The organism is Mycobacterium sp. (assembly GCF_032159565.1).
Lineage (GTDB): Bacteria > Actinomycetota > Actinomycetes > Mycobacteriales > Mycobacteriaceae > Mycobacterium.
The window spans coordinates 1-26,757 of record NZ_JAVHWR010000115.1 but is presented as its reverse complement, the minus strand read 5'-3'; the positions used below and the strand labels follow the sequence as shown (position 1 = coordinate 26,757).

The following is a 26,757-nucleotide window of genomic DNA, read 5'->3' as shown; positions in this document are numbered from 1 at the left end:
TGGCCTGATAACGGCCTTCGCAGAAGAACGAATGCGACAATTAAGGCCGATTTGTCTTGCGATGCTGCACAATGCGAGAGTACGGTTCTCATAATCGGAAGGAAGATTCTTGATGTCTGAGACCGGCGCGCTGCCGTGAAGACCGCCGTTGTCACCGGAGGCGGATCCGGCATCGGTCAGGCCGTCGCCAATCGGCTGCGCTCCGACGGGTATCACGTCGCCACCCTCGACCTCGTCGCCTCCGATGAGAAGTTCGCGCATACCGCCGACGTCACCGACCGCGCAGCTGTCGAGGCCGCGCTGACCGCCGTCCGCGAGCAGCTCGGTCCGGTCACCATCCTGGTCAACGCCGCCGGGATGGAACGTTTCAAGCGGTTCGCCGACCTCACGTTCGACGACTTCCATCACGTCGTCGACGTGAACCTCAACGGCGTTTTCCACTGCGTGCAGGCGGTCTTACCGGACATGATCGACGCCGGCTGGGGACGCATCGTCAACATCTCCTCGTCCAGCGCGCAATCGGGGCAGCCGTACATGTCGGCGTATGTGGCGGCCAAGTCCGCGGTGAACGGCCTGACCAAGTCCCTGGCCCTCGAATACGGGCCGATGGGGGTCACCGTCAACGCGGTGCCGCCGGGCTTCATCGACACCCCGATGCTGCGCAAGTCGGAGGAACGCGGGCTGCTCGGCGGAACGGTCGAAGAGCATATCGACCGGACACCGGTGCGCCGGGTCGGCAAGCCCGAAGACATCGCCGCCGCATGTGCGTTTCTGATCTCCGAGGAGGCCGGCTACATCACCGGCCAGATCCTCGGGGTCAACGGCGGCAGAAACACCTAGAGAAGAACACCGAAAGGACATCGGAAGTGGGACGCGTTCAAGGGAAAGTCGCCTTTGTCACCGGAGCCGCGCGCGGGCAGGGCCGCAGCCACGCGGTTCGGCTGGCCGAGGAGGGCGCCGACATCATTGCCGTCGACCGGTGTGAGGACTTCGCAACGATCGGCTACCCGATGGCGACACCGGAAGACCTCGAGGAGACCGCGCAGTTCGTCGAGAAGACGGGGCAGCGCATCGTCACCGCGAAGGTTGACGTGAGCGACGTCGTCTCACTGGGGTCGATTCTCGACGACGGCGTCGCCGAACTGGGCCAGCTCGACATCGTCGTCACCGCGGCCGGTATCGCCGGCATGAAGGGCTCGGCCGATATGGCGGCCTGGATCGACGTGATGAACACCAACCTGATCGGCACCATCAACGCCATCCAGGTCGCGCTGCCACACCTCGGCGAGGGCGCCTCGATCGTCGCGACCGGCTCCACCGCCGCGCTGATGGACGTCGCCAAGAACGACAATCCCGGTACCGACCCGGGCGGCGCCGCATACCTGCATTCGAAGCGGCTGCTGTCGCAGTACGTCCACAACCTTGCGGCCGAACTCGCACCCCGGGGCATCCGGGCCAACGTCGTACATCCGACGAACACCAACACGGCCATGCTGCAGAGCAAGCCGATGTACCGGTCTTTCCGCCCCGACCTGGAGAACCCGACGCAGGCCGACGCCGAGCCGGTGTTCTACGTACAGCAGGCCATGAAAGTCCCCTGGGTCGAGCCCGAGGACATCAGCAATATGGTCCTCTTCCTCGCCTCGGACGAGGCCCGCTACATCACCGGCACGCAGCAGCGTGTCGACGCTGGCGGCTATCTGAAGTGGTACGACTACCACGTTTGAGGGAGGTCATCATGAAGGTTTTCGTCGACTCGCAGCGCTGCCAGGGCCACACGCTGTGCGCGATGATCGCGCCGGAATCGTTTCAGCTCAGCGACATTGACGGCACCTCGTCGCCGTTCAACGAAGTCGTCCCGCCCGACCAGGAAGACCTGGTGCGCGAAGCTGTGCACTCGTGCCCCGAGCAAGCCATCTCGGTTGAAGAGTAAGACCCGAAAAACACTAGGGAGACACCGTGACCGTCGACGACATCAGCGCCGCCGACAGCGATCGCAAGAAGATCAAGTACCACTTCGACCGGCACACGCCCGAATACCGGCTGCAGTTCGAGAAGATCACCGAGGACATGCAGGCCAAATGTCCGGTGGCGTGGTCGGACACATACGACGGGCACTGGGTCGCCGCGGGCAGCAAGGAAGTCTTCGAGCTGGCCCGGTGCCCCGCAGTGTCCAACCACCACGACATCACGGGTGAAACGCCCTATAAGGGCATCACGATCCCCAAGGCCAGTCGCGCCACCGCCGTTCGCGGCGGCATCCTCGAGATGGACGAACCCGAGCACAGCATCTACCGCGGGGCGATGAACCCTTATCTGTCGCCTGCGGCCATCAAGCGCTGGGAACCGTTCGTCGACGAGATCACCAGGGCCGCCCTTGACGAGCACATCGAATTCGGGCGGATTGACTTCGTCGACCACCTGGCCAACGTCGTGCCCGCGGTGCTCACGCTGGCGATGATGGGCATCAAGCTGGACAAGTGGAACGTCTACAGCGACCCCACCCACGCGTCGGTGTACACCCCGGAGCATTCCCCCGACCGGGAGAAAATCAACGCCCAGCACCGCGAAATGGGCATCGACATCATCAACAACATGATGGAGATCCGCGAGAACCCGCGGCCCGGCCTGGTGAATGCGTTGCTGCAGTTGCGGATCGACGGTGAGCCTGCGCCCGACATGGAGATCCTGGGTAACCTGGGTCTGATCATCGGCGGTGGCTTCGACACCACTACCGCGCTCACCGCGCACGCGCTGGAGTGGCTCGGGGAGCATCCTTCGGAGCGTGAGCGTCTGAGCCGCGAGCGGGACACGCTGGTGCACCCGGCCACCGAGGAGTTCCTGCGCTACTTCACCCCCGCACCCGGCGACGGACGCACCTTCTCTGAGGACACCGAGTTCGAAGGCACCCGCTTCAAACAATTTGAGCGGCTGTGGATCTCGTGGGCGATGGCGAACCGCGACCCGTCGGTGTTCCATGACCCCAACCAAATCATCATGGACCGGAAGGGCAACCGGCACTTCAGCTTCGGCATCGGCGTGCACCGATGTGTCGGATCCAACGTGGCCCGCACGGTGTTCAAGTCGATGCTCACCGCCGTGCTGGACCGGATGCCGGACTACGTCTGCGACCCCGGAGGCACAGTGCACTACGAAACGATCGGTGTCATCCAGGGCATGCAACACCTGCCCGCCACCTTCACGCCCGGTAAGCGGCTGGGCCCCGGACTGGACGAGACGCTGGAGAAACTGCAGCGGATCTGCGACGAACAGAAGCTCGCCCGGCCGATCACCGAGCGCAAGGAAGCCGCGGTAATCGACTGATACCAAATAAAATGTGTGGCGACGTGATTTGATAGGCAGCCGTCGGGATGAGATGGATGGAGGGGCCATGAAGTCTGTCATGGTCATGAGTTTCGTCGCGGCCCTATCCGCGGTCGCGTCGCTGCTTGCCCCGCCAGCGCAGGCCATGATGCAGCCTGGGAATTACGATGTGCTGACGAACAGGTACACGCAAGCTTCGTGGGTATGGTTCGTGTCGAATTGTCAGCCGACGGCCCCGGATTGCGTGGACGTCAGCGCGATACCGAGATTGAAGTTCTATGCCTACTACGACGGCGACGCCCACCTTGTCGACGGCCGCTACACGTTGACCGTGGACGTCAACGATGGCTTGCGCTGCCTGCCTGGTTACAGCATGCCCACCCGCGACACCTACACCTGGGACCCTGTCACGCTGGCCGGGGAGATCAACTCGACCTACGACGTCGGCTGCTTCGGCGGGCCGCCGGGAACCCAGTTCTGGACCTTCGCACTGCAGCGCTTGTAACTCCCGCGTGCAAGGGGGAGTTTGCGCACGCTCGCTAGTAACCCGGTGGCGGGGTGAACCCGCCGAGCAGGTCTTCGATCAGACGTCCGACGGCCAGCGTAGTGCGGTCCTCGAGATAGGGCCCGACGATCTGGACGCCGACCGGCAGGCCCGACGGGGTGCGGCCGACGGGACGACGGTCGCGGGCAGATGAGTCAACGTTGCCAACGCCACCCACGCCATCAGATCCGTGTAGGGCCGCACGACGCCGTCGACCTGGATCACCCGTTCGGGGAACGGCTCGCTGTGGTCGTGCGGGATGGCGGGCACCATCGACACCGGCATCAGCAGCACATCTACCTCGCGGAAGAAGTCCGCCATCAATGCACGCAACTGCTCGCGTCGCTCGCCGGCGAACACCCAGTCTCGGTAGCGCTGCGTGGCGAAGCGGGCGGTGCGGGCCAGCGGGCGGTCATCGTCGTCAGCGAGAGACTCGGCGAGGCCGACCATGTTGTCGAATGACCGCTTGCCCATGGTGGACAGCAGGATCGGGTACAGGAACTGCTGATACAGCCGGACCACATCGGGCAGCACAACCTCGGGTCTGGCGTCGACCATGTGCGCGCCGGAGTTCCGGAGCGCATCGGCGGCCGCCTGCAGCACCGCCTCCACCTCGGCTTCGACGGGATAGGCCGGGTCGTCTAGCCAGAGCGCGAACCGCACGTCGCCCAGAGTCGTCGCCCGCGGAGCAGGCAACTCGAGCCGCCACCCCACCGCGGCCTGCCCGGCCGGCCCCGCGAGCACCCCGAGCGCCAGCTCGAGATCGGCGACGTCACGCGCCAGCGGCCCGACGACGGAGAGATCGGTGCTCGACAAGGTGCCGGGAGCGGGCGGCAGGTGACCCGCCTGCGAGACGATCCCCCACGTCGACTTGTGGCCGCATACCCCGCACCAGTTGGCCGGGAAGCGGATCGAGCCGCCGATGTCGCTGCCCAGCTCGAGGGCCGTCATACCCGTCGCGACCGCGGCCGCGGCACCCCCCGACGACCCGCCGGTGGATCGCGTCGTGTGCCAGGGGTTGTTGCTGGTGCCGAAGATCGCGTTGTAGGTCTGCCAGTCGCCCGCCAGCGCCGGGGTGTTGGTCTTGCCGAAGATCACCGCGCCCGCACCGCGCAGCCGCTGGACGGCCTCCGCGTCGTGCTCCGGCACGTGGTCCCATGCGGGCAGGCCGCATGTGGTCCGCACCCCGGCGGTCAGGTAGGTGTCCTTAACGGTCATCGGCACGCCGTGCAGCGGCCCGACCTCGTCACCGCGAGCCAGCGACGCATCCGCTGCGTCGGCCGCCGCCAGCGCGCCGTCCGGGTCGAGCGTGACGACGGCCGTCAGCGGTGCGTTGAATGCTTCGACGCGGCTCAGATAGTGTTCCAGCAACTCGCGACTGGAGAGTTCGCGGCGACGAAGGGCCGCTGCCAGCGCATGTGCAGGCTGTAAAGCGATGTCGGACATGCAAAACGACCTTTCTTTTAAGCAAAGAGTACAAACAGCCCGAATACGTTCGGGCGCTGAAAGACTTGCTTCGTGGCACCGCGCACGCGAGGAGCGCAACCAATCTCGAGGACCGACATCGACGTCTACTACGACCCGTATGACGTCGAGCTCAACGCCGACCCCTATCCGATGTTTCGCCGGATCCGCGAAGAGGCACCGCTCTACTTCAACGACCGCCACGGCTTCTACGCGCTGAACCGCTACGACGCATACCACGACCACGAGACATTCAGTTCAGCTCGTGGTGCGGTGCTGGAGATCATCCAGTCCGGCATGGACATCCCTTCGGGCACCCTCATCTTCGAGGATCCGCCGATCCACAACATCCACCGCAAGCTGCTGTCGCGAATCTTCACGCCGCGTAAGGTTGCCGCCCTGGAACCGAAGATCCGCGAGTTCACCGCGAGCTGCCTCGATCCGTTGATCGGCACCGGCCGCTTCGACTTCGTCTCAGACCTCGGCGCGCAGATGCCGATGAAGGTCATCGGGATGCTGCTCGGCATCCCCGAGGCGGATCAGCAGCATGTCGTCGACCACGGCGACTCGACGCTGCGCACCGAGCGGGGCGGCAAGATGACGGAGAACCCCGACGGCGTGATCGCCACCGGCGAGGTGTTCGCGTCCTACATCGACTGGCGCGCCGAGCATCCGTCCGACGACATCATGACCGAGTTGCTGACCGCCGAGTTCGCCGACGAAACCGGCGCCACCCGGCGATTGAGCCGCGACGAACTGCTGCTCTACCTGCAGGTGATCGCGACCGCGGGCAGCGAGACGACGACGAGGCTGCTCGGTTGGGCAGGCAAGGTGCTTGCCGAGCACCCCGATCAGCGTCGCGATCTGGTGGCCAACAGGACGCTGCTGCCCCTCGCGATCGAGGAACTGCTCCGCTTCGAACCGCCCGCCCCGCATGTCAGCCGCTACGTGACGCGCGACGTGGAGTACTACGACCAGGCGGTGTGCGCGGGCAGCGCGCTGATGCTGATCGTTGGCGCCGCCAACAGGGATCCGCGCCGGTTCGGGGAGGACAGCGAGCAGTTCAACATCCACCGCGAACCGCTCCAGCACCTCGCCTTCGGTGTCGGCACCCACTTCTGTCTCGGCAACGCGTTGGCCCGCCTCGAGGGGCGCATCGCGCTCGACGAGATCCTCGACCGCTTCCCGGAATGGCAGGTCGATCTGACCGATGCCCAACTCAGCCCGACGTCGACCGTCCGTGGCTGGGAGTCGATGCCTGCCGTGCTGCCATGACGGGGCGCGTCGAGGGCATCAGCAACGCCGTATTGTTTCTCGCCTCTGACGAATCACGTTACGTCACAGGCGTTCAGCTGCCCGTGGACGCGGGCTGTCTACTCAAGTAGGACGAGATAGAGGAGTTGCGCATGCCCGAATACGACTACGAAGAGATGAAGAAGGAAGCCGAACAGTACATCAAGTTCGAGAAGGACAAGAAGAACCGCATCGCCTACATCACGTTCGACCGGCCGGACGCACAGAACGCGACGTCACTCGGCATGCGGCAGAACTACGCCGACCTGATTCACAAATGCAACGTGGACGACGACGTCAAGGTCGTCGTGATCCGCGGTGAGGGCGACGACTTCGGCAGCGGCGGCGACCTCCCCGAACAGCGCGGCATGATCGAGAACCCCGGCATGCCGCTGCTGCACGAGTTGGCGATCAACGACGACGAGGTCACCTACCCTCCCGGCGACTCCTACCGCTACCTGTCCACGGTCACCGACTTCTACGCCAAGGCCAAGGCCGGTAACCGGCCGCTGCAGGAGCTGCGCAAGGTCAGCATCATCGAGGCCAAGGGTTACTGCTACGGCTGGCACTTCTACCAGGCCGGCGATGCCGACCTGGTGATCTCGTCGGACGACGCGCTGTTCGGCCACCCGGCGTTCCGGTACGTCGGCTGGGGTCCGCGGCTGTGGTGGTGGGCCGAAACGATGGGTCTTCGCAAGTTCTCCGAAATGCTGTTCACCGGAAGGCCGTTCAGCGCCAAGGAAATGTACGATTGCGGATTCGTCAACAGCGTGGTGCCCCGCGATCAGCTCGAGAAGGAAACCGAGAAGTACGCACTGGCCTGCTCGCGGTCGCGACCCACCGACACGGTCGCGGTGCAGAAGACGTTTCTGGAGCTCTACAAGCAGCACAAGGGTGAGTACTTCGGCAGCCTGCTCACCGGCATGGTCGAGGGCATGTTGCCGATGATCAGAAACGACGTGCAGAACACAGTCGACCTCACCGCGGGCACCTTCGAGAAGGGCCTGAACAACGTGGTGAAGGACAACGACATGAACTTCCCGCCCGAGTGGCGGCTGAGCCGCTCGGGTCGCGCCAAGCCCTGAGGCGGCACCGCCATGTCGGCACTGAACGGCATCCGGATCGTCGAACTGGCAGAGACGGTGGCCGGGGAGTACTGCGGCAAGCTGCTCGCCGACTTCGGCGCCGATGTCGTCAAGGTCGAGAAGCCCGGGTGGGGCAGCTCCACCAGGGCCATGACGCCGGGCAGCCTGTTCGCGTACCTGAACACGAACAAGAAGTCCGTCGTCGTCCTCGACGACCCGACACTCGACGGCATCATCGACTCGGCACATGCGGTCATCGGCGACCATACGTCGCTGTCCGAGCTGGCAGGTCAGCATCCCGACGTGGTCGTCTGTTCCGTCACCCCGTTCGGCCATGACGCGCCGGCCGAGATGCAAAACGCCAAGAGCATCAACGCGTTCCACGCCAGCGGCTGGGGCTTCCACACGCCCAGCCACGCTGACCCGACGATGCCTCCCCTGAAGGGGCCTGGCCGATTCCTGACCGATTACGAAGCCGGCCTCGACGCGGCACTCTGCGTTGCGTCGTGTTTGTTCGCGCAACTGCACCACGGCCGCGGCGAATTCGTCGACGTCTCCGCGCACGCGGTGCTGGTGTCCCGGGCCGGCTGCATACTCGGCCGGTTCATCGCCGGTGAGATCGCGCCCGAGGGCACCCGCGACGACTACGACCAGCAGGGGCCGGCGTCGTTCTTCGCCTGCAGCGACGGGCACGTCTACCTCTACATGACCAACGGGCACCACTGGGTTGCGCTCAAGGAGCTGATGGACAGACCGTCGTGGCTGGACGAGTTCGACGACGACTGGCTCGAGTTCTCCGTGACGCCCGAGAAGGTAGCGAGGTTTCACCGTGGGTTCGCCCCGTGGATTCGGGACAAGGAGAAGAACGCCGTCGCCGAAAAGGCTCAGCGGCTCGGCGTGCCGCTCGTCCCCGTCTACGCCGTCGACGAGCTGTCATCGTTGCAGCAATACCGCCATCGCCGGTTCTTCCGCGACGTCTCGCATCCGGTGCTCGGCTCGGCGGCCTATCCGACGGTGCCCTACCTGTTGAGTGAATCACCCGCTGAGATCGTCTGCTGCCTGATGCCCGACAACGTTCGATCACCGGAGTTCCTTGACCGCCTCGCCGTCGAGGCGCCGCAGGTGCTGCAAGGAGAATCCGCGATCTGGAGCCATCTCACCGATGCGAAGGATTACCTCGCCCTCTCCCGCTGGAACGCGAACGTCGACAACGCGTGGTTCTGGACAGAAGACGGCCTGCTGCGTTGCGGCCTGATGGACTGGGGCTGCGTCACCCTGTTGAACCTTGCGATGGCGATCTGGGGTGCCATGTCGGGTGCAGAGACTGAGCTGTGGGACAACCACTTCGACGAGTTTCTGGCGTTGTTCTGCGACGAGGTGCACTCATCAGGTGGGCCGAAGTTGGATCCCGCTCAACTGGAAAGACAGGTGCTGCTGTACGCCGCGCTGATGGGCATCACCTGGCTGTTCAACGTGCCCGCGCTGATCCGTGCGAAAGTACCGGACGACGGTGCCGACACGCAGCGCACTCATCCGGCCATCAAGGACGACGAAGGCGTGCGTGCGCCGCTGCAAATGCTCACCAATGTGCTGAACCTCTGGGAGTCAAGGGATCTCAGTAAGGCATTGAGCGAGCTCACCTAATCGCGGGCCGGCCGATGAGCGCGCGCCTGTTCCCGCAAGTCGTGGGCGTAGTAGACGAAGCCATTGATGTCGCGTTGCGGGATGTTGAAGCCGAACCAGCCGCTCTCGTTCCAGTCATCGTCGTCGCCCGCCGGATGGAAGACCTCGTCGGCCGCGCCGCCCTCAGGCGCCATAGGGCGCGTACGGGTAGTCGGTGATGCGGTACCAGCCCTCGTCGGTGGTCACGACGATCTCCTCGCTGCGATACCCGCCTGTGCCGTCCCGCCAGACCATCGGCTCCAGCACCAGTGCCATACCGACCGGGAAGACGAAGTTGTCGTCGAACTCCTCACCGAGATCGGTTCCGATGAACGGCGCTTCGGCGGGATAGGTGCCGATGCCGTGCCCCAGATAGAAGTGCGGCAGCCACGGCTTGGATCCGCCGTTCGCCGCGATCGCCGCACGGGCCAGATCGCCTGACGTCGCCCCAGCCTTGGTGACGGCAAGCACCGCGTCCAGGATCGTTCGCCACTGCGCGAACTGGTACTGCTGCTGCGCCGACGGGCCGTCGCCGACCAGCCACGTCCTGCCGAAATCCGAACAGTAGCCGGCATATGAGATGCTCACGTCGGTCCACAGCACATCACCGCCGTTGAGTTCCCGTTCGGTCGTCAGCAGTGGCAGCGCGAGGTCACCGTGAATCGTCCACACACCAGTTGCCCGCGAGCTCGGCATCACTTGCCAGATCGGATCGAGCATGTTGGCCGTCGCACCGAGCTCGAAGGCCTGTCGCGCGAAGGCCGCAGACAGGTCGATCTGTCGCACGCCCGGCACGAGTTGCTTCTGGATGCCGACCATGGCCGATTCGGTGATTCGACATGCCTTGCGAATGCATGACACCTCGTCCTGCGTCTTGACCAGCTGGGCCGCGGCGACGACGAGGGTCGCGTCGGACGGAGGGCCGCCGGGAAACAGCCGGTCCGCGTCACGTCGCATCGCTCCGGACAGCTCGTCGACGGCCACGTTGGCGCCCTGCGGGATCAGCTCGGCGGTGATACGCGCGAATTGCTGGACGCCTTCGTCGAATTCGAGATAGACCGGGCCGTGCAGATGATCGGTCGGGACCTGGAACTCGGACGCCGCGCCCTCACGCATGGGCATGAACAGGTGCGGGTGTTCATCGCTTGCCAGAACGAGCGCAACCGGACGCTCCACATGACCAAGGCCCGCGTCGAGCATCGGCCAACTCGCACCCGTCGCGTACGTCACGTGCCCGTTCAACAACAACATCAGGGCGTCGACGCCCTGGTCGGTCATCGCCGCGCGGAGGCGGACACCGATATCGCGATACATGCGCGCGCGGTCGGGCGTCTCGGGAATCGTCTCGACTGTCGTTGTCATGACAGGCCGAGAAAGTCGTGATGTTGGCGCTGGCGATCTTCGCGGCGTTCTCGGATCCGACCGGAGAGGTCCGGAACTGTGAGGTTCGGGCCGCCGTTCACCAGGTGACCGGCAACTCGTAGAGGCCGTATGCGAGTGCGTCGTGTTTGAATGGCAGCTCGTCGATCGGCACGGCCAGCCGAAGCGTGGGAACGCGCCGCAGCAGCGTCGGCAGCACGATCTGCAACTCCATGCGAGCCAGCTGCTGACCGACGCACTGATGACGCCCGTAGCCGAACCCGACATGCGGGCCGTCGTCGCGGCTCAGATCGAGACGGTCAGGTTCGGGGAACTGACGCGCATCCCAATTTGCCGGTGCCACATCAAGAATTATGCCGTCGCCCGCCCGGATCACTTCACCGCCGACCTCGATGTCCTCGTCGGCGATGCGCCGCTGGCCGGTCTGGATGATGCTGCAGTAACGCATCAGTTCCTCGACCGCGGCGGCGATCACCTTCGGGTCGTCGGCGTCGCGCAGCAGCGCCATCTGGGCGGGGTGCTCGAGCAGCGCCACGATGCTGACGCCGATCTGGCCTGCGGTCGTCTCGTGTCCGGCGATCAGCACACCGGTCGCCAGCTGAGCCGCCTCCCGCACGCTGATTTCCTCGGCCTTCACCCGCTCGGCGAGATCGGACACCAGGTCCTCGCTCGGGTCGTCGATCTTCGTGCGGACGAGGTTGGCCAGGTACTTGGCGAGGGCGCCCGCGCCCTGGGCCGATTCCTCCGCGGTGGCGTACCGGCTCATGCCCTTGTTGGCCTGCTCCTGGAAAAACTCGGCGTCGTAAGGGACACCGAGCATTTCGCTGATCACCAGCGACGGAATCGCCAGCGCCAGGCTTTCGACGAGATCGACGGGTTTCGGTCCGGACAGGATCTCGTCGATGTGCTGGTCGGTGATCCGCTGCACGGCGGGCCGCAGCGCCTCGACACGTTTGTACGTGAACGGACGCGACAGCATCCGGCGGAACCGGGTGTGCTCCTCGGCGTCTTGCGGTGAACACCGACCGCGGCCGCTTGTCCACCGTCGCCAGCATTCCCTCGTTCCAGTGCGGGTATCCGGGTTTGCGGTCGTCGACGCTCGCGCACCCATCGGCGAAGAGCGACCGGATCGCCTCGTAGCCGGTGATGAGCCACGGCGTGCTGCCGTCCCAGATGCGCACGCGGAAAAGCTGTTCGGTGGCGCTGCGCTCGAGCACCTGCGGCGGCGGAGCGAAGGGGCAGCCGGCCGCGCGCGGCGTCGGGAAGTCGAGGATCTCAGACATTGCGCACCACGTCGGCGGGGCCGGCAAGGCGGAGCACGTCGGCGGGGCCGACAAGGCGGACCACGTCGGCGGGGCCGACAAGGCGGACCTGCGCCTGCCAGAGGCCGACGATCGCGTCGATGAGACCTTCGGCCGCGACGGGCCAGCTCGACCTGGCTGCCGGCCCGTGTTCGGCCAGTTCGCCTTCGTGTTCGGCACAGGTATGCATCAACAGGTTGCGCGCCATCACGATTCGTTCGATGCGCACGCGTTTCGGTAGGTCGGGCAGGCAGTCGTTGATGCCGTTGATCGCAGCGACGAGCTCGGGTGATGTCAGCGCGTCCTTGGTGACGACCTGGCGGTAGGACGGATCGGCCATCGCCTGCGCCGCGAACCGCGCGTACCAGCTCGGGCTGCCGAGGGCCGTCAGGTGATCGGTAAGCGGCAGGACGAGCGTGCCCACCCAGTCGCGCAGCTCGGTCGAACCCGTGACGTCGGCCAACATCCTGCCGCGCAACTCCTCGATCGGTGCGCGATGCTTGCTTTCGATGGCCCTCAACAGGTCCGTCCGGGTGCCGAAGTGGTAGCACGCCGCGGCGTTGTTGCCCTGGTTGGCGGCCTCGCTGATCTGCCGGTTCGACACGGCGTACATCCCGCGTTCGGCGAACAACCGCTCCGCCGCGAGTAGCAGCGCCTCCCTGGTCGCGGTCGAACGGTCGCTGCTCAAGACTCTGGCTGCCGTCACCGCCTCAGTAGACATCTCGGCACGGTTTAAATCAAGCGGTTTATTTAAGTGGATGACCATCCGACTTCGCGCAGAAACTCCTGCGTGTGGGCGATGCGGCCGGTCAGCGTCGTCGGGTTGCCGGTGCACAGCAGGAACGCGGTCTCGGTGATGAGTTCGATGCCCTCGGTGTCGGTCTTGGCCAGATCCAGCGCGCCCGCCCCTTCCGTGGCGACCGGATTCGTCGGCGCCGCGGCGTTGACGGCGATCCCGTCGCCGTACAACTCGGCGGCGAGGCTCTTCGTCAGCCGGTTGAGCGCGGCCTTGACCGTGCCGTAGACGCCGAAGCCCGCGACGCGGTCGAATTCGGAGAACGGCGGGCCGTCGGGTAGGTCGCCCCCGACCGATGTCACGTTGAGCACCCACCCGCGGCCACGCTCACGCATGGCCGGGATCGCCAGCTGCGTCAGGTGCAACGGTGCCAGCACGTGCATCTCCATCATCAGCCTCACCCGCCGCTCCGGGAACTCGTCGAGGGGCCGCAGAAAGGTGACGGCGGCGTTGTTGACGAGGATGTCGGGCGCGCCGACGCGTTCGACGACCTCGCCGAACAGGCGCTCGCGGTCCTCGGCCTTCGACAGGTCGGCCTGGATGGCGACCCCCGATCCGCCCGCCGCCTCGATCTCGTCGAGCGTCTGGCGAAGCGAGCCTTTGGATTTCGGGTCTGGCTCCATGGTTCGTGCGGTCAGCGCCACGGTGGCGCCCTCGGCGGCCAGCCGCTGCGCGATCGCCTTGCCCAGGCCTCGGCTGGTGCCGGTGACCAGGGCCACCTTGCCGTCACACGGCATCGGACGTCCGCGGCTCACGTGCGTGGAACCCCGGCCAGCTTGTCGGCGAACTTCTTTTCGGCAGCCTCCCGCAGCCGCAACAGGTGCTCGGAGGGAAAGACGTCAGGAGCGGGCTTGTAGTCCTTGAGCAGCAGCCGCGCCAGCGTCACCTTGTGCACTTCGGTCGGCCCGTCGGCGAGCCCGAGCACGAACGACTCCACCAGGTACTGCACGAACGGCATCTCATGGGTGGTGCCCAGCGAGCCGTGCAACTGCAGCGCCCTGGCCGACACGTCGTGCAGCACCTTCTGCATCATCGCCTTGACCGCCGAGATGTCGGCTCTCACCGCCTTGTAGTCGTTGTGCTGGTCGATCTTCCACGCGGTTTGCAGGGTCAGCAGCCGGAACGCCTCGATCTCCATCCAAGAGTCGGCGACCATTTCCTGCACGAGCTGCTTGTTGGACAGCAGGTCGCCCTGGGTGTATCGCGACACGGCGCGCTCGCAGATCATGTCGAAGATGCGTCGGACCAGCCCGACCGTGCGCATGGCGTGGTGAATGCGTCCGCCGCCGAGTCGTGTCTGGGCGACGACGAACGCGCCGCCGCGCGGTCCGAGCATGTGATCGTTGCGGACGCGGACGTTCTCGTATCGCACGTAACCTTCCCGGCCGCCGCCACCGAACGGCTGATAGCCGAGGCCGACGTCGCGCAGCACGTTGATGCCCGACGTGTCGCCGGGGACGACGAACATCGAATAGCGTTCGTAGGGTGGCGCATCCGGATCGGTCAACGCCATCACGATGATGAAGGATGCCATCGACGCGAATGACGAGAACCACTTCTCGCCGTTGATCACCCAGTGATCGCCGTCCTGCACAGCGGTGGTGGTGAACACCTTCGGATCGGCGCCGCCCTGTGGTTCAGTCATCGAGAAGCAAGACACGATGCGGTTGTCCAGCAGCGGCTCCAGGTAGCGCTGCTTCAGCTCGGGTGTCCCGTAGTGCGCGAGAATCTCGCTGTTGCCGGAATCGGGTGCCTGCGAGCCGAATACGATCGGTGCGCACTCGGAGCGGCCGAGTATCTCGTTGAGCAGCGCCAGCTTGACCTGACCGAAACCGGGCCCGCCGAGATGCGGGCCGAGGTGCGTGGCCCACAGCCCACGGCCCTTGACGATCTGCTGCAGCGGCGGGATGAGCGCTTGGCGCACCGGGTCGTTGAGGTCGTGTGACTCCTTGACGACCAGGTCGATCGGCTCGCACTCCGAGCGCACGAACTGCTCGACCCAGGTCAGCTGCTCCGCCCATTCCGGGTCGGTCGAGAAGTCCCACGCCATCGCTCGTCCTTCCTTCGAAGTTCAGTCGCTGCTCTGTCGCGCGACACCTGATGCGAGAAGTTCCGCGATCGCCTTGTCGTCCATCCCCAGCCCGCCCAGCACGTCGCGGGTATGGTCGCCGGGCAGCGACGGGCCGGTCGGTGTCGGAGGCGAAGTCCGCGAGAACCGCGGCGCCGGTGCCGGTTGCACCACGCCGTCGATTTCGACGAAGGTGCCACGGGCCACGTTGTGCGGATGCCGCGGTGCTTCGGCGAGGCTGAGCACGGGTGTGGCACAGCATCCCGGAGAACTGAGCAGTTCTTCCCACTCCGTGCGCGACTTCTCGCGAAACCGCGCCGCCAGCACCGCCCGGTGACCTTCCCATGCCGTCGGATCGTTCGCGTCCTGCGGGATGTCGACGCCGAGGCGCTGACACAACTCGGCGTAGAACTGGGGCTCCATGGCCCCGACCGCGACATGCCTCTCGTCAGCGGTTGCGTAGACACCGTAGTAGTGCGCCGCACCATCCAGTACGTTGTCGTACCGCTGATCCCGCCATGTGCCCGCCGCCACCATGCCGTAGTACGGGGCCATCAGCGTGGCAGCGCCGTCGACCATCGCAACGTCGACGACCTGGCCCTCCTGCGAAGCCCGTGCCTCCAGGATGGCGCTGAGCAACCCGACGGCCAGCAGCATGCCACCGCCGCCGTAATCGCCGACCAGGTTCAGCGGCGGCACCGGCGCGAAGGCGGTGCCGATCCCGTGCAGCGCGCCTGCGAGCGCGATGTAGTTGATGTCGTGGCCGGCGCGCTCAGCGTACGGCCCGTCCTGTCCGTAACCGGTCATCCGGGCGTACACCAGCCGCGGGTTGCGCTCGTGCAGATCGTCGGGCCCGATGCCGCGCCGCTCAGCCACACCGGGTCGGAACACCTCGACGAACGCGTCGGCGTTCTCGACCAGCTTCAACAGGATCGCCCGGCCCGCAGCGTCTTTGACGTCCAGCGCGATGGAACGCTGGCTGCGCCGGACGGTGTAGTCGATGGGCAGCGGACCGTCGACCGCACGCGGAATGTCGACACGCACGACGTCCGCGCCGAGGTCACCGAGCAACATGCCGCAGAACGGGCCCGGTCCGAGACCGCCCATCGTCACGATCCGGACGCCGTGCAGCGGTCCGCTCACTACGACCACTTCTGCCGTCGGGCAGCCGCGTCGTCGGTGGCGTGGCTCAGCACTTGATTGCGGTTCTCCAGTTCCACGGCCGCATCGAGTCCCGAGGCGTCGGTGTTGACCTGTAGCGCACGCTTGGTCAGTTGCACTCCCAGCGGCGACAATTCGGCGATCGCGGCCGCAATCTCGGCGGCGCGGTCGGCCAGCCGGTCCGGTTCTACCAGCTCGCTCACCAGCCCGCGGCGGTCGGCTTCGTCTGCTGTCACGGTGCGACCGGTCAGCATCCAGTCGGCGGCCACGCTGGTTCCGACGATCCTCGGAAGGTGGTAACTCATTCCCATCTCGGCGCCGGACAGCCCGAGAAGAATCGCGGCATTGCCGAATGTTGCCGCGCCGGAGCAGATCCGGATGTCGGCGGCCAGGCACAGCGCGAGCCCGCCGCCGACGCACGGACCGTTGACCGCGGCGATGACGGGTTGCGGCAGATCCCGGATCGCCTGCGGCAGCGCCGCCATCGACTCCTGGAATCGCAGCCGGTCGATCGCGGGATCGTCTGGCGTGGGCACATCGGGCCCGAAATCGCGCATGTCGATGCCCGAACAGAAGCCGCGACCGGCGCCGGTCATGACGACGGCGTTGACGTCGTCGCCCACCGCCTCAAGCGTCTCGATGAGTTCGCGCCGCATCACTGCGTTGATCGCGTTCAGCCGCTTGGGCCGGTTCAGCGTCACGACAAGCACGCCCGCGTGCGGCCGTTCGACGAGCAGCGTCTCGGTCACCGAACTCAGCGCCGCGGCAAGCCGAGCACCTGCGTGGCGATGATGTTGCGCTGGATCTCGGACGTGCCGCCCGCGATCGTCCCGCCGAAGCTGCGTGCGTAGCGCTCGAACCAGCTGGCGAAGTAGTGGTCGAGGTTCATGTGCTCGTAGGGGCCCGTCGTCGCCGGATGAATGAGCCCGTCGGACCCCGCGGCAGTCAGCGCGTTCTCGAGCGCCTGCCGCTCCGCCTCGGACCCGAAGAGCTTGAGCACCGAGACCGAGGCGGTGTCCATCTCGCCGCGGGCGGCCTTGGCCAGCGCCGCTGATCCCATCGCCCGCAAGGCCAGGTAGTCCATGATCGTGGTGGCGTACTGGTCGCGCTGTACCTCGCCGCGCGGCCGGAAGTCGGCGATCATGTTGTCGATCCGGTCGGCGAAGCCCAGCCACATCATCGTGCGCTCGTGTCCGAGTGAGCCGTTGGCCACACCCCACCCTCCGTTGAGTGGTCCGACGAGGTTCTCGGCGGGAACCCTGGCGTCGGTGAAGAACACCTCGTTGAAGTCCAGGTTGTCTTCAGCGCACATATCGGCGAACGGGCGGCAGACCACCCCCGGCGTGTCGGTAGGGATGATCAAGGCACTGATCCCCTTGTGCTTGGGAGCATCCGGGTCGGTGCGCACGAACGCGAGCAGGAAGTCGGCGTCATGGGCGCCGGAGGTCCACACCTTCTGGCCATTGACGACGAAGTGCTCGCCGTCGGCCACGGCGCGGGTGCGCAGCGACGCCAGATCGGAGCCCGCACTGGGCTCGCTCATCCCCAGCGACGCGGTGAGCTCACCCCTGAGCACGGGTACCGCCCAGCGGTGCTTCTGCTCGTCGGATCCGAACGAGATCAGCGATGCGGCAATGATATTGACGCCCTGGGGATTCATGCTGTGGTAGATGCGGCGGCGGCACAGCTCGTCGAGATGGACGAACGACTGCAGCACCGTCGCGTTGCGGCCACCGAACTCCGGCGGCTGGGCGGGCAGCAACCAGCCGTTGTCGAACAGCAGCCGCTGCCAGTCGCGCGACCACTGCGGCATGTGCGACACCGACCGCGGCCGCTCCAGCGTCTCGGCCTCCGACGGGAGATGCTCGTCGAGGAACGCCGAGAACTCGGCGCGGAAGTCCTCGACGTCGGAATCAAAAGTCAGCTGCATCGAACTCCTCCGCGATCACCGCGCGATGTTCGGCCGCACCGCCGAGCAGCAACTCGCCCGCCTTGGCCCGCTTCAGGGCGAACTGAAGGTCGTTTTCCCACGTGAATCCCATGGCGCCGAACAGCTGAAGGCCGTGCCGGAACACGATGGCCTGGCACTCCCCCGCCGCGGCCTTGGCCATGGCAGCCGCGAGACGACGGCGCGGATCGTCGGCCGAGATGGTCAGCGCCGCGAAGTACGACAGTGCGCGGGCGCGCTCGGTGGCCACATGCATGTCGACGGCCTTGTGCTGCACGGCCTGGAAGGAGCCGATCGCGACGCCGAACTGCTGGCGCTGCTTCACGTGCTCAAGCGCGAGGTCGATGATGCGCTGGCAAGCGCCGACCGTGGTGATGGCGATCCCGGTGAGCGCCAGATGGCGAGCCTTCTCCGGATCGGTGTGCAGCCGTTCGGTGTCGGCCAGCCGGACGCCCGCCAAGGACACGTCGGCGATGTGGAGCACCGGATCGAAGACCTTGCTGCGCCGGACCGTCGCCTTGTCGGCGTCGACGAGGAAGACACCGCCGTCGGTGACCACGGCGAGCCGTTGCGCCCGGTCGGCGTCGAGCACGTGGCGTGCCGTTCCGTCGAGCACCCAGCCATCGGCATCGCGGTAGGCGTTGATGCCGTCGTAGATCGCCGCACCGGCCTGCTGGGGGTCGAAGCGGTCGCCGACCAGCGGCGCGAACTGGGTCAATGTCGCCAAGAACGGCGTCGGATCGGTGGCGCGGCCGAGCTCTTCGAGCACGATTGCCAGCTCGACGGCATTCTCCGGATCGGTCAGCTCGGTCCAGCCCGCGTCGATGTAGGCCTGCCACAGCGGCGCCGGGTCCACGCCGTTCTCCGCGACCTCACGGACCAGGGACGGCGGGCACTGCTTCCCCACCGCGTCGCGGACGGTGTCCTGCCACAGCCGCTGATCTGCATCGAACTCGAGTAGCATCCGGCGCCTCCTGGTGCGATTGCCCGTCGCGGACGAGAATAACATTCTCCTTAGATGCCGTAACTGTTCTCGATTAGCGACTACCACGTTTCGCTCCAGGGCTGCCGTGCACGTCACCAGCGCGCACCCTGACCTGCGGAGAAGTAAGCGTTACGCTTGAGAACCCAATTCTTGCCATTGAAGAACTTGGCTTTACACTGGCTGTATGTCCGGTCCCGACCGGCAGACATCGGAGGCCATCAGTGATCCAACATCCTGACGGGGCTGCGTCGGATAAGACGCCCGTCATCGACGCCAGCGTGCACATCTTCGCCCAGTCGAACAAGGACCTCCGCAAGAACTTCATGGCCGAGCCGTACCGCAGCCGTGGCTTCCCCGACTACGAGATGGACTGGTACGGCGCACCCGGCGGCGAGTACGCAAAGGGCACCGAGGGCCCAGACGGCCAGTACCCCGGTTCGGACCCGGAGGTCGTCGGACGGCACCTGTTCGACGACCGCGGTGTCGACGTCGCGATCCTGCACCCCATGACGCGCGGCATCATGCCGGACCGGCACCTCGGAACGGCCATCGCCGCGGGCCACAACGAAATGCTGGTGACGCGCTGGCTCGACGAGGGCTCCTACCGCGACCGGTTCCGCGGCACCATCAGGGTCAATCCGGACGACATCGCCGGAGCGCTGCGCGAGATCGACACGTACAAGGACCACCCCCGGGTAGTGCAGATCGGCGTCCCCCTGCAATCGCGTGAGGTCTACGGGAAGCCGCAGTACTGGCCGTTGTGGGAGGCGGCGGTCGACGCCGGCTTGCCGGTTGCCGTGCACATCGAGGTGGGCGCGGGAATTCAGTTCGCGCCGACGCCGTCGGGCGTCACGAGAACCTACGAGCAGTACGTCAGCTTCATGGCGCTGAACTACCTGTACCACCTGATGAACATGATCGCCGAGGGGGTATTCGAAAGGATGCCCGATCTGAAGTTCGTCTGGGCGGACGGCGCCGCCGACCTGTTGACACCCTTCATCTGGCGGATGGACTGCTTCGGACGCCCGCACCTCGAACAGACGCCGTGGGCCCCGAAGATGCCGAGCGACTACCTGCCCGGCCATGTCTTCTTCATCCAGGGCGCCGTGGACGGCCCCGGCGACGTCGACTTCGCCGGCGAGTGGTCGGCCTTCACCGGCAAGGACGACATGGTGATGTACGGGTCCAGCTACCCGCACTGGCAGGCCAACGAGCTGACGGTGCCGAGCGCGTATACGGCCGAACAGCGCGACAAGCTGTGCTGGCGCAACGCCGCAGAGCTGTACGGGATAGACGTCGGTGCCGGTGTCGGCGCAGAGTGATAGCTACAGGCTTCGATAGAGGGAGACCACGATGACGGTCACAACCACAGAGCGCAGGCCCGCGGCCGAGCGCATTGCCGTTCGGTGCGTCGATTCCGACGTCCATCCGGTGCCCCGAAGCGGCGAGCTGACGCAGTACATTCCCGAACCGTGGCGCAGTAAGTACTTTCTGACCCGCAAGATCGGCGAGCAGATCTACTACGACGCTCCGGACTACGCCCATGCCTACGCGATGCGCGCCGACACCTTTCCCCCCGACGGCCAGTTTCCCGGCAGCAGTCCGGATCTGGCGTTCAAGCAACTGATCATGGAGGCAGGCGCCGACATCGCGATCCTGGAGCCTGCCGCCTATCCGGCCCGCTTCCGCGAGCCGAACCACGCGATGAGTTGCGCGCTCAACGACTGGCAGGCCAACCACTGGCTGGACAGCCACAACAACTGGCACGAGCGGTGGCGCGGCTCCATCTGCGCGGCGGTCGAGGAGCCCGACGCCGCGGCGCGTGAGATCGAACGCTGGGCCGGGCATCCCTACATGGGCCAGATTCTGATCAAGGCCGAGCCGCGTCCGTCGTGGGGCGACCCCAAGTACGACCCGATCTGGGCTGCCGCGACCAAGCACGACATCACGGTCAGCTGCCACCTGTCCCGCGGCCACCACGAGGAGCTGCCGATTCCACCGGTCGGCTTCCCCAGCTACAACCACGATTTCATGGTCACCTATTCGCTGCTGGCGGCCAATCAGGTGATGAGCCTGATCTTCGACGGGGTCTTCGACCGGTTCCCCACGCTGCGAATCGTGTTCGTGGAGCACGCCTTCACCTGGATCCTGCCGCTGATGTGGCGGATGGACGCCATCTACGAAGCCCGCAAGTCCTGGGTCGAGATCAAGCGCAAACCGTCGGAGTACGTCAAGGACCACATCAAGTTCACGACGCAGCCGCTGGACTACCCCGAGAACAAGACGGAGTTGACGCGGGCGCTCGAGTGGATGGAATGCGAGAAGATCCTGCTGTTCTCGTCGGACTACCCGCACTGGACCTTCGACGACCCGCGCTGGCTGGTGAAGCACCTGCCCGAGCACGCCCGTGAGGCCGTGATGTTCCGCAACGGCATTGCGACGTACCACCTTCCGGAGACGGTCCCGGCCCTCGAGGGCCAAGTGCGGGTGTTCTGACTAGTGCAAGAGGAAACGAAACCGCCCCGGCTGGCGCAGGGGCGTGAGCACGTCGTAGCCACCGTCGACGAGATTCCGCCGGGCAAGCACAAGTTGGTGCCGATCGGCCGCCACGGCGTCGGTGTGTACAACGTCAACGGCACGTTCTACGCGATCGCGAACTACTGTCCGCACGAAGGCGGCCCGCTGTGCTCAGGACGGGCACGTGGCCGAACCGTCGTCGACGAGAAGGTGCCAGGTGATGCCGTCATGGTCCGCGATCTCGAATTCATCTACTGCCCGTGGCATCAATGGGGATTCGAGCTCGCCACCGGTACGACGGCGGTCAAGCCGGAGTGGAGCATCCGCACTTACCCGGTGCGGGTCGTCGGCAACGACGTGCTGGTGATGGCGTGACTACGACCACACAGTCAGCCGGCCCGGCGCTCAAGCGGGGCGAGAAGGTCTTCGAGGTCAACGGCGGCAACGTCGTCTACGAAGCCCTGGGCAAGGAAGGCGAATTCATCGCGCTGACGCCCGGCGGCAGATACAGCAAGGACATCGAAGGCCTGCGGCCGTTGGCCAAGAAGCTGGTCGAGGGCGGCTACCGGGTGCTGCTCTGGGACCGGCCGAACTGCGGGAAGTCCGACGTCCAGTTCTACGGGCAGAGCGAATCACACATGCGTGCAGAGACGTTGCACGCGCTGATCACCGGCCTCGACATCGGCCCGTGCCTCATCGCGGGCGGTTCCGGCGGTGCCCGCGATTCGATGCTGACGACGATGCTGTATCCCGAGATCGTGCGAAAGCTGGTGGTGTGGAACATCGTCGGCGGCGTCTACGGCTCGTTCGCGCTGGGCGCTTACTACGTGATGCCCACCATCCACGCGGCCCGCGCGCTCGGCATGGAAGGTCTGCTGCGCCTGCCCGAGTGGAAGGAACTGATCGCGGAGAATCCGCGCAACAGGGACCGGATACTGGCGCAGGACAGCGATGAATTCCTCAAGGTCATGCTGCGCTGGCTCAACGCCTACGTCCCGAAGCCCGGTCAAACCATCCCCGGTGTGCCCGACGAGATGTTCGACGACATCAAGGTACCCACGTTGATCATCCGCGGCGGCGAGAACGACTGGGACCACCCCAAGCGGACGTCGCTGGAAGTGAGTTGCCTGATCAAGGGCGCGAAACTGATCGACCCGCCGTGGCCCGAGGATGCCTGGGAGCGGGCCAGCGAGGCCCGCGCTCAGGGGAAAGTCAAGCGTTTCAACATGTTCGACACCTGGGTGCAGGCGGCGCCGGCAATCCTGAAGTTCCTGGACAAGTGATGCCGCTACGCCGTTCGAATGTGCACTTCGCAGTTGAGGGAAGCCTCGAGCGCGGTGTGTATTCGGCTTTCCGGCACGCGGTCGAGGTCGGCATTGCGCAGTGTGACATGGACGATGTCCAGGCCGTCGTCTCCCCGTGTGCGGCTGATCTCGCCGGCCAGGCCGAAGCCGGCGAGCACGCCGTGAGCGTCGTCGTCGGTACCCCGGCTCACGTAGGTCACCACACCGGCAGCGGGCTCGGTAGAAAACGCGCTCGCGCACAAGGCAACCGCGTCCTGCTTCAGCTTCTCGGCGTCGCCGCCCATCATCAGCATCTGCACTTCCCGGCGGGCCGCAGGCATCGAGGCGATGTCGTTGTCGAGCAGCTCGATACCCGCGGCGCCGAGGAGAGCGCGGAGGGCCGTCATGCCCTCCGTTAGTTGTTCCGGCGCGAGGCGGCCCGTGGGGTCCACCTGGACACGCACCACCGCGGTCCTCATGTCCGCAACCCTATCCGCGGTCAGGAGGATGCCATGACAGCGACAACCGATCTCGCCGTCACGGTGTGGCCGGGCCTCGAGCCACGGCTGTTGCGACAGGGCGGCGAGGATTACGCCGAATACCGTGACTCGGGCGGTTACCGGCCGCTCGACGATCCGGACGGCCTGCTGAGTCAAATCGATCTGTCCGGCATTCTCGGCCGCGGCGGTGCGGCCTTCCCGCTGGCGGTCAAGCTGAAGACGGTCCGCGCCAACGGCGTCGAGGCCGGCGGAGCGGTGGTGGTCGCCAACGGTGAGGAGGGTGAACCCGCGTCGATCAAGGATCGGTGGCTGCTGCGGCACCGCCCGCACCTGGTGCTCGACGGGCTACGGCTGGCGGCGACGATGGTGTCCGCTGAGCGCGCCCACCTCTATGTCTCCGACCGATGCGCCGCGGAATCGGTGCAGTCCGCGCTCGCCGAGATCGATCAGGACGTGCTCGGGGGTCTGTCCATCTCGATGTTCACCGTGGACCCCGGCTACGTCGCAGGCGAGGAGACGGCCGCCGTGCGCGCACTCAACGGCGGGCCGGCCAAGCCGACCGACAAGCCGCCGCGCCCGTTCGAAGAAGGCGTCGGCCACCTTCCGACGATGGTAAGCAATGTCGAGACGCTCGCACTCGTCCCGTTCATCGCCCGGCACGGTGCCGAGGCATTCCGCGCGCAGGGGACGTCGGCGTCACCGGGAACTTTCCTTGCGACGATCAGCGGTGCGGGCAGGCCGGCTGCGTTGTACGAGCTTCCGCACGGTTTGGCGTTCACCGACCTGCTCGAATTCCATGGCGTGCCGTCAGATCAGGTGCACGGCGTTCTGATGGGCGGCTACTTCGCCGGGCTGCTGAACCGCGATGTCCTCGACATCACGCTCGACCACGAATCATTGCGTCGCCTCGACAGCGGAATGGGCTGCGGCGCGATCACCGTCCTCACCGAGGACTGCCCGGTCGCGGTGGCGGCGTCGGTGATGGCGTACTTCGACCGGGAGAACGCGGGCCAGTGCGGATCGTGTTTCAACGGCACCGCCGCGATGTCGGCAGTGACCGAAGCGCTGCGCGACGGGGTGGCGTCGAACGAGGATCTGGCGCGGTTGGAGCGATGGTCGGTGGTACTGCGCGGCCGTGGCGCCTGCGCGACACTCGATGCCGCGACGAACGTGGCGTCCAGCCTGCTGTCGGCGTTCCCGCAAGTGGTCGACCGCCATCTGAACAACGACTGCGATTCATGCCGCACAGGCGCGTTCAAGGCACTGCGGCCCTACGAGATCGAGGCGGTGATGCCGACATGAGGATTCGTCTCGACCGGACCATGTGCGACGGTTTCGGCCAGTGCGCCAAGCATGCACCGGAATACTTTTCCCTGGACGACTGGGGATACGCCTCACTCGAAGGCAACGGCACCATTCCGCAGGCCGATCGCGACGCGGTGATGCGCGCCCTGCTGGACTGCCCGGTGCACGCCATCATCGAGATGACCGAAGCCCGCGAGCAGTCATCCGGGACTGCCGCACGGGACGCGAGGAGCTGAGGTGGACGTTCCCGGTCGCCCGCTGCCAGAAGTCAACGCACAGAACGAGTTCTTCTGGACCGCAGGCGCCGACGGTGTGCTGCGCATTCAGGAGTGCAGGGACTGCAGTGCGCTGATTCATCCGCCCCGGCCGGTGTGCCGATATTGCCGAGGCCGCAACATGGGCGTGCGCGACGTGTCCGGCGAAGCCACCCTCTCGGCTTTCACCGTCAACCATCGTTTCGGTTTTCCCGATCTGCCACCGCCGTATGTGGTGGCACAGGTCGCGATCGTCGAGGACCCGCGGGTTCGGTTGACCACCAACGTCGTTGACTGCGAACCCGATGAGCTCGAGATCGGTCAGATGCTCGAGGTTCAGTTCGACAAGGCCGAGGACAAGCTCGGCACCGTGTGGTTGCCGGTGTTCAAGCCGACCGTCGAGAAGAAGACCGGGCCGCAGGCCGGCGACGAGATCGCACCGCAGGACTTCGGCAAGCACGTCTCGCCGATGCTCACCAAGGAGAAGTTCGAGGACGCGGCGGCGATCACCGGGATCGGCATGTCGAAGATCGGCAGGCGCCAGATGGTGCCGCCGCTGTCGTTGACCGTCGACGCCTGCCAGCAGGCGGTGGCCGACGCGGGTCTGACGTTCGACGACATCGACGGGCTCTCAACGTATCCGGGCCTTGACATCGCGGGCATGGGCGAAGGTGGGGTCAGCGCGCTGGAGGGTGCGCTGGGTCTGCGTCCGGTGTGGATCAACGGCGGGATGGACACCTTTGGTCCCGGCGGATCGCTGATCGCGGCGGTGATGGCCATCGCCACCGGCATGGCCCGCCACGTGCTGTGCTTCCGCACGCTGTGGGAAGCCACCTTCCAGCAGTTGTTGAAGGAAGGCAAGACATCGCCGCCGGGGGGTGCCCGCACCTCGAGTTGGCAGATGCCCTTCGGCGCGACGTCGGCCGCGCACACACTCGCGTTGAATGCGCAACGCCACTTCCAGCGGTATGGCACAACAAGGGAGACACTGGGCTATATCGCGTTGAATCAGAGGGCGAATGCGGCGCTGAACCCGACGGCGATCTACCGGGACCCGATGACCATGGACGACTACCTCAATGCCCGGATGATCACCACCCCGTTCGGGCTCTATGACTGCGACGTGCCGTGCGACGGCGCCATCGCGGTGGTGGTCTCTGCAGTCGACGTCGCCAGGGACATGCCCCGCAAGCCCGTGCTGTTCGAGGCGGTCGGCACCCAGATCGTCGAGCGCATCGACTGGGACCAGACCACACTGACGCACGAACCTCAGGTACTGGGGCAGTCCGCACACATGTGGACGCGAACGTCGTTGCGGCCCAAGGACGTCGATGTCGCCGAGCTTTACGACGGTTTTACGTTCAACTGCCTGTCGTGGCTGGAGGGGCTCGGCTTCTGCGGGATCGGCGAGGCGAAGGACTTCATCGACGGCGGTAAGGCCATCGCCCGTGACGGTGTCATCCCGCTGAACACCCACGGTGGTCAGCTGTCGCACGGGCGCACCCACGGCATGGGACTGATCCACGAAGCCGTCGTCCAGCTGCGGGGCGAGGCAGGCGAGCGGCAGGTGAAGGACGCCCGCGTCGGGGTGGTCAGCAGCGGCGGTCTCACGCCGAGCGGGGCGATCCTGCTGCGGACGGACCAGTGAGCCTGCATCCACGTCCACGCGTCGTCCTGGTGGACGGTGTGCCGATGTCGGCGTTGATCGCGTCGGTGCCGGAACCGAAGGCTGTGATCGTCGCGATCCACGGGGGCGCCACGTCGGCGGCGTACTTCGACTGCCCGGGACGTCCCGAGTTGTCCCTGTTGCGATCGGCGGCCGCGAACGGCTACACGGCGATCGCTTTGGATCGTCCCGGCTACGGCGCGTCGGCGTTCTACCACGAC

Annotated in this window: 25 protein-coding genes and 4 pseudogenes; 17 read left to right on the top strand and 12 right to left on the bottom strand. The window is 66.0% G+C overall.

From position 1 onward, the window contains the following. Positions 1 to 135: 135 nt before the first annotated feature. From QOC76_RS14265 to QOC76_RS14245, 5 genes are all read left to right on the top strand, one after another. Positions 136 to 840 (top strand): SDR family NAD(P)-dependent oxidoreductase, encoded by a 705-nt coding sequence (locus QOC76_RS14265; protein ID WP_526357487.1) that lies wholly within the window; start codon positions 136 to 138, stop codon positions 838 to 840. A gap of 26 nt (positions 841 to 866) precedes the next feature. Continuing rightward, complete coding sequence (locus QOC76_RS14260) at positions 867 to 1,727, top strand: mycofactocin-coupled SDR family oxidoreductase (RefSeq protein ID WP_526357486.1); 861 nt, start codon at positions 867 to 869, stop codon at positions 1,725 to 1,727. A gap of 11 nt (positions 1,728 to 1,738) precedes the next feature. Continuing rightward, on the top strand, positions 1,739 to 1,933 hold the full coding sequence (locus QOC76_RS14255) for a ferredoxin (RefSeq protein ID WP_526357485.1): 195 nt from the start codon (positions 1,739 to 1,741) through the stop codon (positions 1,931 to 1,933). Between the two features lie 26 nt (positions 1,934 to 1,959). After that, entirely contained in the window at positions 1,960 to 3,324 is a 1,365-nt protein-coding gene (locus QOC76_RS14250) for a cytochrome P450 (RefSeq protein WP_526357484.1), read from the top strand. A gap of 67 nt (positions 3,325 to 3,391) precedes the next feature. Next, positions 3,392 to 3,829: a hypothetical protein gene (locus tag QOC76_RS14245; RefSeq protein ID WP_526357483.1), complete on the top strand. Its 438-nt coding sequence runs from the start codon at positions 3,392 to 3,394 to the stop codon at positions 3,827 to 3,829. Positions 3,830 to 3,907: 78 nt separating this feature from the next. On the opposite strand, the gene QOC76_RS14240 is transcribed toward QOC76_RS14245, so the two are convergent. Further along, a complete protein-coding gene (locus QOC76_RS14240; protein WP_526357482.1) occupies positions 3,908 to 5,314 on the bottom strand; it encodes an amidase in 1,407 nt (468 codons plus the stop codon). A gap of 72 nt (positions 5,315 to 5,386) precedes the next feature. Here QOC76_RS14240 and QOC76_RS14235 point away from each other — a divergent pair, with 72 nt between their 5' ends. The 4 genes and pseudogenes from QOC76_RS14235 to QOC76_RS14220 all read left to right on the top strand — a co-directional run. After that, complete coding sequence (locus QOC76_RS14235; protein ID WP_526357481.1) at positions 5,387 to 6,607, top strand: cytochrome P450; 1,221 nt, start codon at positions 5,387 to 5,389, stop codon at positions 6,605 to 6,607. Positions 6,608 to 6,621: 14 nt separating this feature from the next. Beyond that, positions 6,622 to 6,717 (top strand): annotated as a pseudogene (locus QOC76_RS14230) (SDR family oxidoreductase); the annotation flags it as partial. Positions 6,718 to 6,738: 21 nt separating this feature from the next. Then, complete coding sequence (locus QOC76_RS14225; RefSeq protein ID WP_526357480.1) at positions 6,739 to 7,710, top strand: enoyl-CoA hydratase/isomerase family protein; 972 nt, start codon at positions 6,739 to 6,741, stop codon at positions 7,708 to 7,710. Between the two features lie 12 nt (positions 7,711 to 7,722). Then, positions 7,723 to 8,763: pseudogene (locus QOC76_RS14220) on the top strand (CoA transferase); the annotation flags it as partial. Between the two features lie 587 nt (positions 8,764 to 9,350). Here the strand turns inward: QOC76_RS14220 and QOC76_RS14215 are convergent. The 10 genes and pseudogenes from QOC76_RS14215 to QOC76_RS14170 form a co-directional block, all read right to left on the bottom strand. After that, positions 9,351 to 9,527 carry a hypothetical protein gene (locus tag QOC76_RS14215; protein ID WP_526357479.1) on the bottom strand — a complete coding sequence of 59 codons (177 nt, stop codon included), beginning with the start codon at positions 9,525 to 9,527 and terminating at the stop codon, positions 9,351 to 9,353. After that, on the bottom strand, positions 9,517 to 10,734 hold the full coding sequence (locus QOC76_RS14210) for a M24 family metallopeptidase (protein WP_526357478.1): 1,218 nt from the start codon (positions 10,732 to 10,734) through the stop codon (positions 9,517 to 9,519). The genes QOC76_RS14215 and QOC76_RS14210 overlap by 11 nt, the downstream gene beginning before the upstream one ends. Before the next feature lie 97 nt (positions 10,735 to 10,831). Further along, positions 10,832 to 12,035, bottom strand: a pseudogene (locus QOC76_RS14205) (cytochrome P450). Next, positions 12,028 to 12,774, bottom strand: a complete 747-nt coding sequence (locus tag QOC76_RS14200; protein WP_526357477.1) for a TetR/AcrR family transcriptional regulator — start codon at positions 12,772 to 12,774, stop codon at positions 12,028 to 12,030. The pseudogene QOC76_RS14205 and the gene QOC76_RS14200 overlap by 8 nt, the downstream one beginning before the upstream one ends. A 29-nt stretch (positions 12,775 to 12,803) precedes the next feature. Then, the gene (locus tag QOC76_RS14195; protein WP_526357544.1) at positions 12,804 to 13,586 is read right to left on the bottom strand and encodes an SDR family NAD(P)-dependent oxidoreductase; all 783 of its coding nucleotides are present in this window, start codon (positions 13,584 to 13,586) and stop codon (positions 12,804 to 12,806) included. A gap of 14 nt (positions 13,587 to 13,600) precedes the next feature. After that, the gene (locus QOC76_RS14190; protein WP_526357476.1) at positions 13,601 to 14,899 is read right to left on the bottom strand and encodes an acyl-CoA dehydrogenase family protein; all 1,299 of its coding nucleotides are present in this window, start codon (positions 14,897 to 14,899) and stop codon (positions 13,601 to 13,603) included. 21 nt (positions 14,900 to 14,920) lie between these two features. Further along, positions 14,921 to 16,060 carry a CaiB/BaiF CoA transferase family protein gene (locus QOC76_RS14185; protein WP_526357475.1) on the bottom strand — a complete coding sequence of 380 codons (1,140 nt, stop codon included), beginning with the start codon at positions 16,058 to 16,060 and terminating at the stop codon, positions 14,921 to 14,923. Next, positions 16,060 to 16,827, bottom strand: coding sequence for an enoyl-CoA hydratase/isomerase family protein (locus QOC76_RS14180; RefSeq protein ID WP_526357474.1), 768 nt, complete (start codon positions 16,825 to 16,827; stop codon positions 16,060 to 16,062). Before QOC76_RS14180 ends, QOC76_RS14185 begins: the two co-directional genes overlap by 1 nt. A 5-nt stretch (positions 16,828 to 16,832) precedes the next feature. After that, positions 16,833 to 18,008: an acyl-CoA dehydrogenase family protein gene (locus QOC76_RS14175; protein WP_526357473.1), complete on the bottom strand. Its 1,176-nt coding sequence runs from the start codon at positions 18,006 to 18,008 to the stop codon at positions 16,833 to 16,835. Further along, positions 17,992 to 18,990 (bottom strand): acyl-CoA dehydrogenase family protein, encoded by a 999-nt coding sequence (locus QOC76_RS14170; protein ID WP_526357472.1) that lies wholly within the window; start codon positions 18,988 to 18,990, stop codon positions 17,992 to 17,994. The genes QOC76_RS14175 and QOC76_RS14170 overlap by 17 nt, the downstream gene beginning before the upstream one ends. A 242-nt stretch (positions 18,991 to 19,232) precedes the next feature. Here QOC76_RS14170 and QOC76_RS14165 point away from each other — a divergent pair, with 242 nt between their 5' ends. Genes QOC76_RS14165 through QOC76_RS14150 form a run of 4 tightly spaced genes read left to right on the top strand, consistent with a single transcriptional unit; the run spans position 19,233 to position 22,811 of the window. Then, positions 19,233 to 20,333, top strand: coding sequence for an amidohydrolase family protein (locus QOC76_RS14165; RefSeq protein ID WP_526357471.1), 1,101 nt, complete (start codon positions 19,233 to 19,235; stop codon positions 20,331 to 20,333). Between the two features lie 31 nt (positions 20,334 to 20,364). Next, on the top strand, positions 20,365 to 21,507 hold the full coding sequence (locus QOC76_RS14160; RefSeq protein WP_526357470.1) for an amidohydrolase family protein: 1,143 nt from the start codon (positions 20,365 to 20,367) through the stop codon (positions 21,505 to 21,507). A gap of 3 nt (positions 21,508 to 21,510) precedes the next feature. Continuing rightward, positions 21,511 to 21,903 carry a Rieske (2Fe-2S) protein gene (locus tag QOC76_RS14155; RefSeq protein WP_526357469.1) on the top strand — a complete coding sequence of 131 codons (393 nt, stop codon included), beginning with the start codon at positions 21,511 to 21,513 and terminating at the stop codon, positions 21,901 to 21,903. Then, positions 21,900 to 22,811, top strand: coding sequence for an alpha/beta fold hydrolase (locus tag QOC76_RS14150; protein WP_526357468.1), 912 nt, complete (start codon positions 21,900 to 21,902; stop codon positions 22,809 to 22,811). Before QOC76_RS14155 ends, QOC76_RS14150 begins: the two co-directional genes overlap by 4 nt. Before the next feature lie 5 nt (positions 22,812 to 22,816). Here the strand turns inward: QOC76_RS14150 and QOC76_RS14145 are convergent, their stop codons facing one another. Continuing rightward, positions 22,817 to 23,290, bottom strand: a complete 474-nt coding sequence (locus QOC76_RS14145; protein ID WP_526357467.1) for a hypothetical protein — start codon at positions 23,288 to 23,290, stop codon at positions 22,817 to 22,819. 33 nt (positions 23,291 to 23,323) lie between these two features. On the opposite strand from QOC76_RS14145, the gene QOC76_RS14140 reads away from it, so the two are divergent. From QOC76_RS14140 to QOC76_RS14125, 4 genes and pseudogenes are all read left to right on the top strand, one after another. Continuing rightward, positions 23,324 to 24,613 carry an NADH-ubiquinone oxidoreductase-F iron-sulfur binding region domain-containing protein gene (locus tag QOC76_RS14140; RefSeq protein ID WP_526357466.1) on the top strand — a complete coding sequence of 430 codons (1,290 nt, stop codon included), beginning with the start codon at positions 23,324 to 23,326 and terminating at the stop codon, positions 24,611 to 24,613. Continuing rightward, on the top strand, positions 24,610 to 24,852 hold the full coding sequence (locus QOC76_RS14135) for a ferredoxin (RefSeq protein WP_526357465.1): 243 nt from the start codon (positions 24,610 to 24,612) through the stop codon (positions 24,850 to 24,852). The genes QOC76_RS14140 and QOC76_RS14135 overlap by 4 nt, the downstream gene beginning before the upstream one ends. A gap of 1 nt (position 24,853) precedes the next feature. Continuing rightward, on the top strand, positions 24,854 to 26,518 hold the full coding sequence (locus QOC76_RS14130) for a thiolase C-terminal domain-containing protein (RefSeq protein WP_526357464.1): 1,665 nt from the start codon (positions 24,854 to 24,856) through the stop codon (positions 26,516 to 26,518). Between the two features lie 44 nt (positions 26,519 to 26,562). Then, positions 26,563 to 26,757 (top strand): annotated as a pseudogene (locus QOC76_RS14125) (alpha/beta hydrolase); the annotation flags it as partial.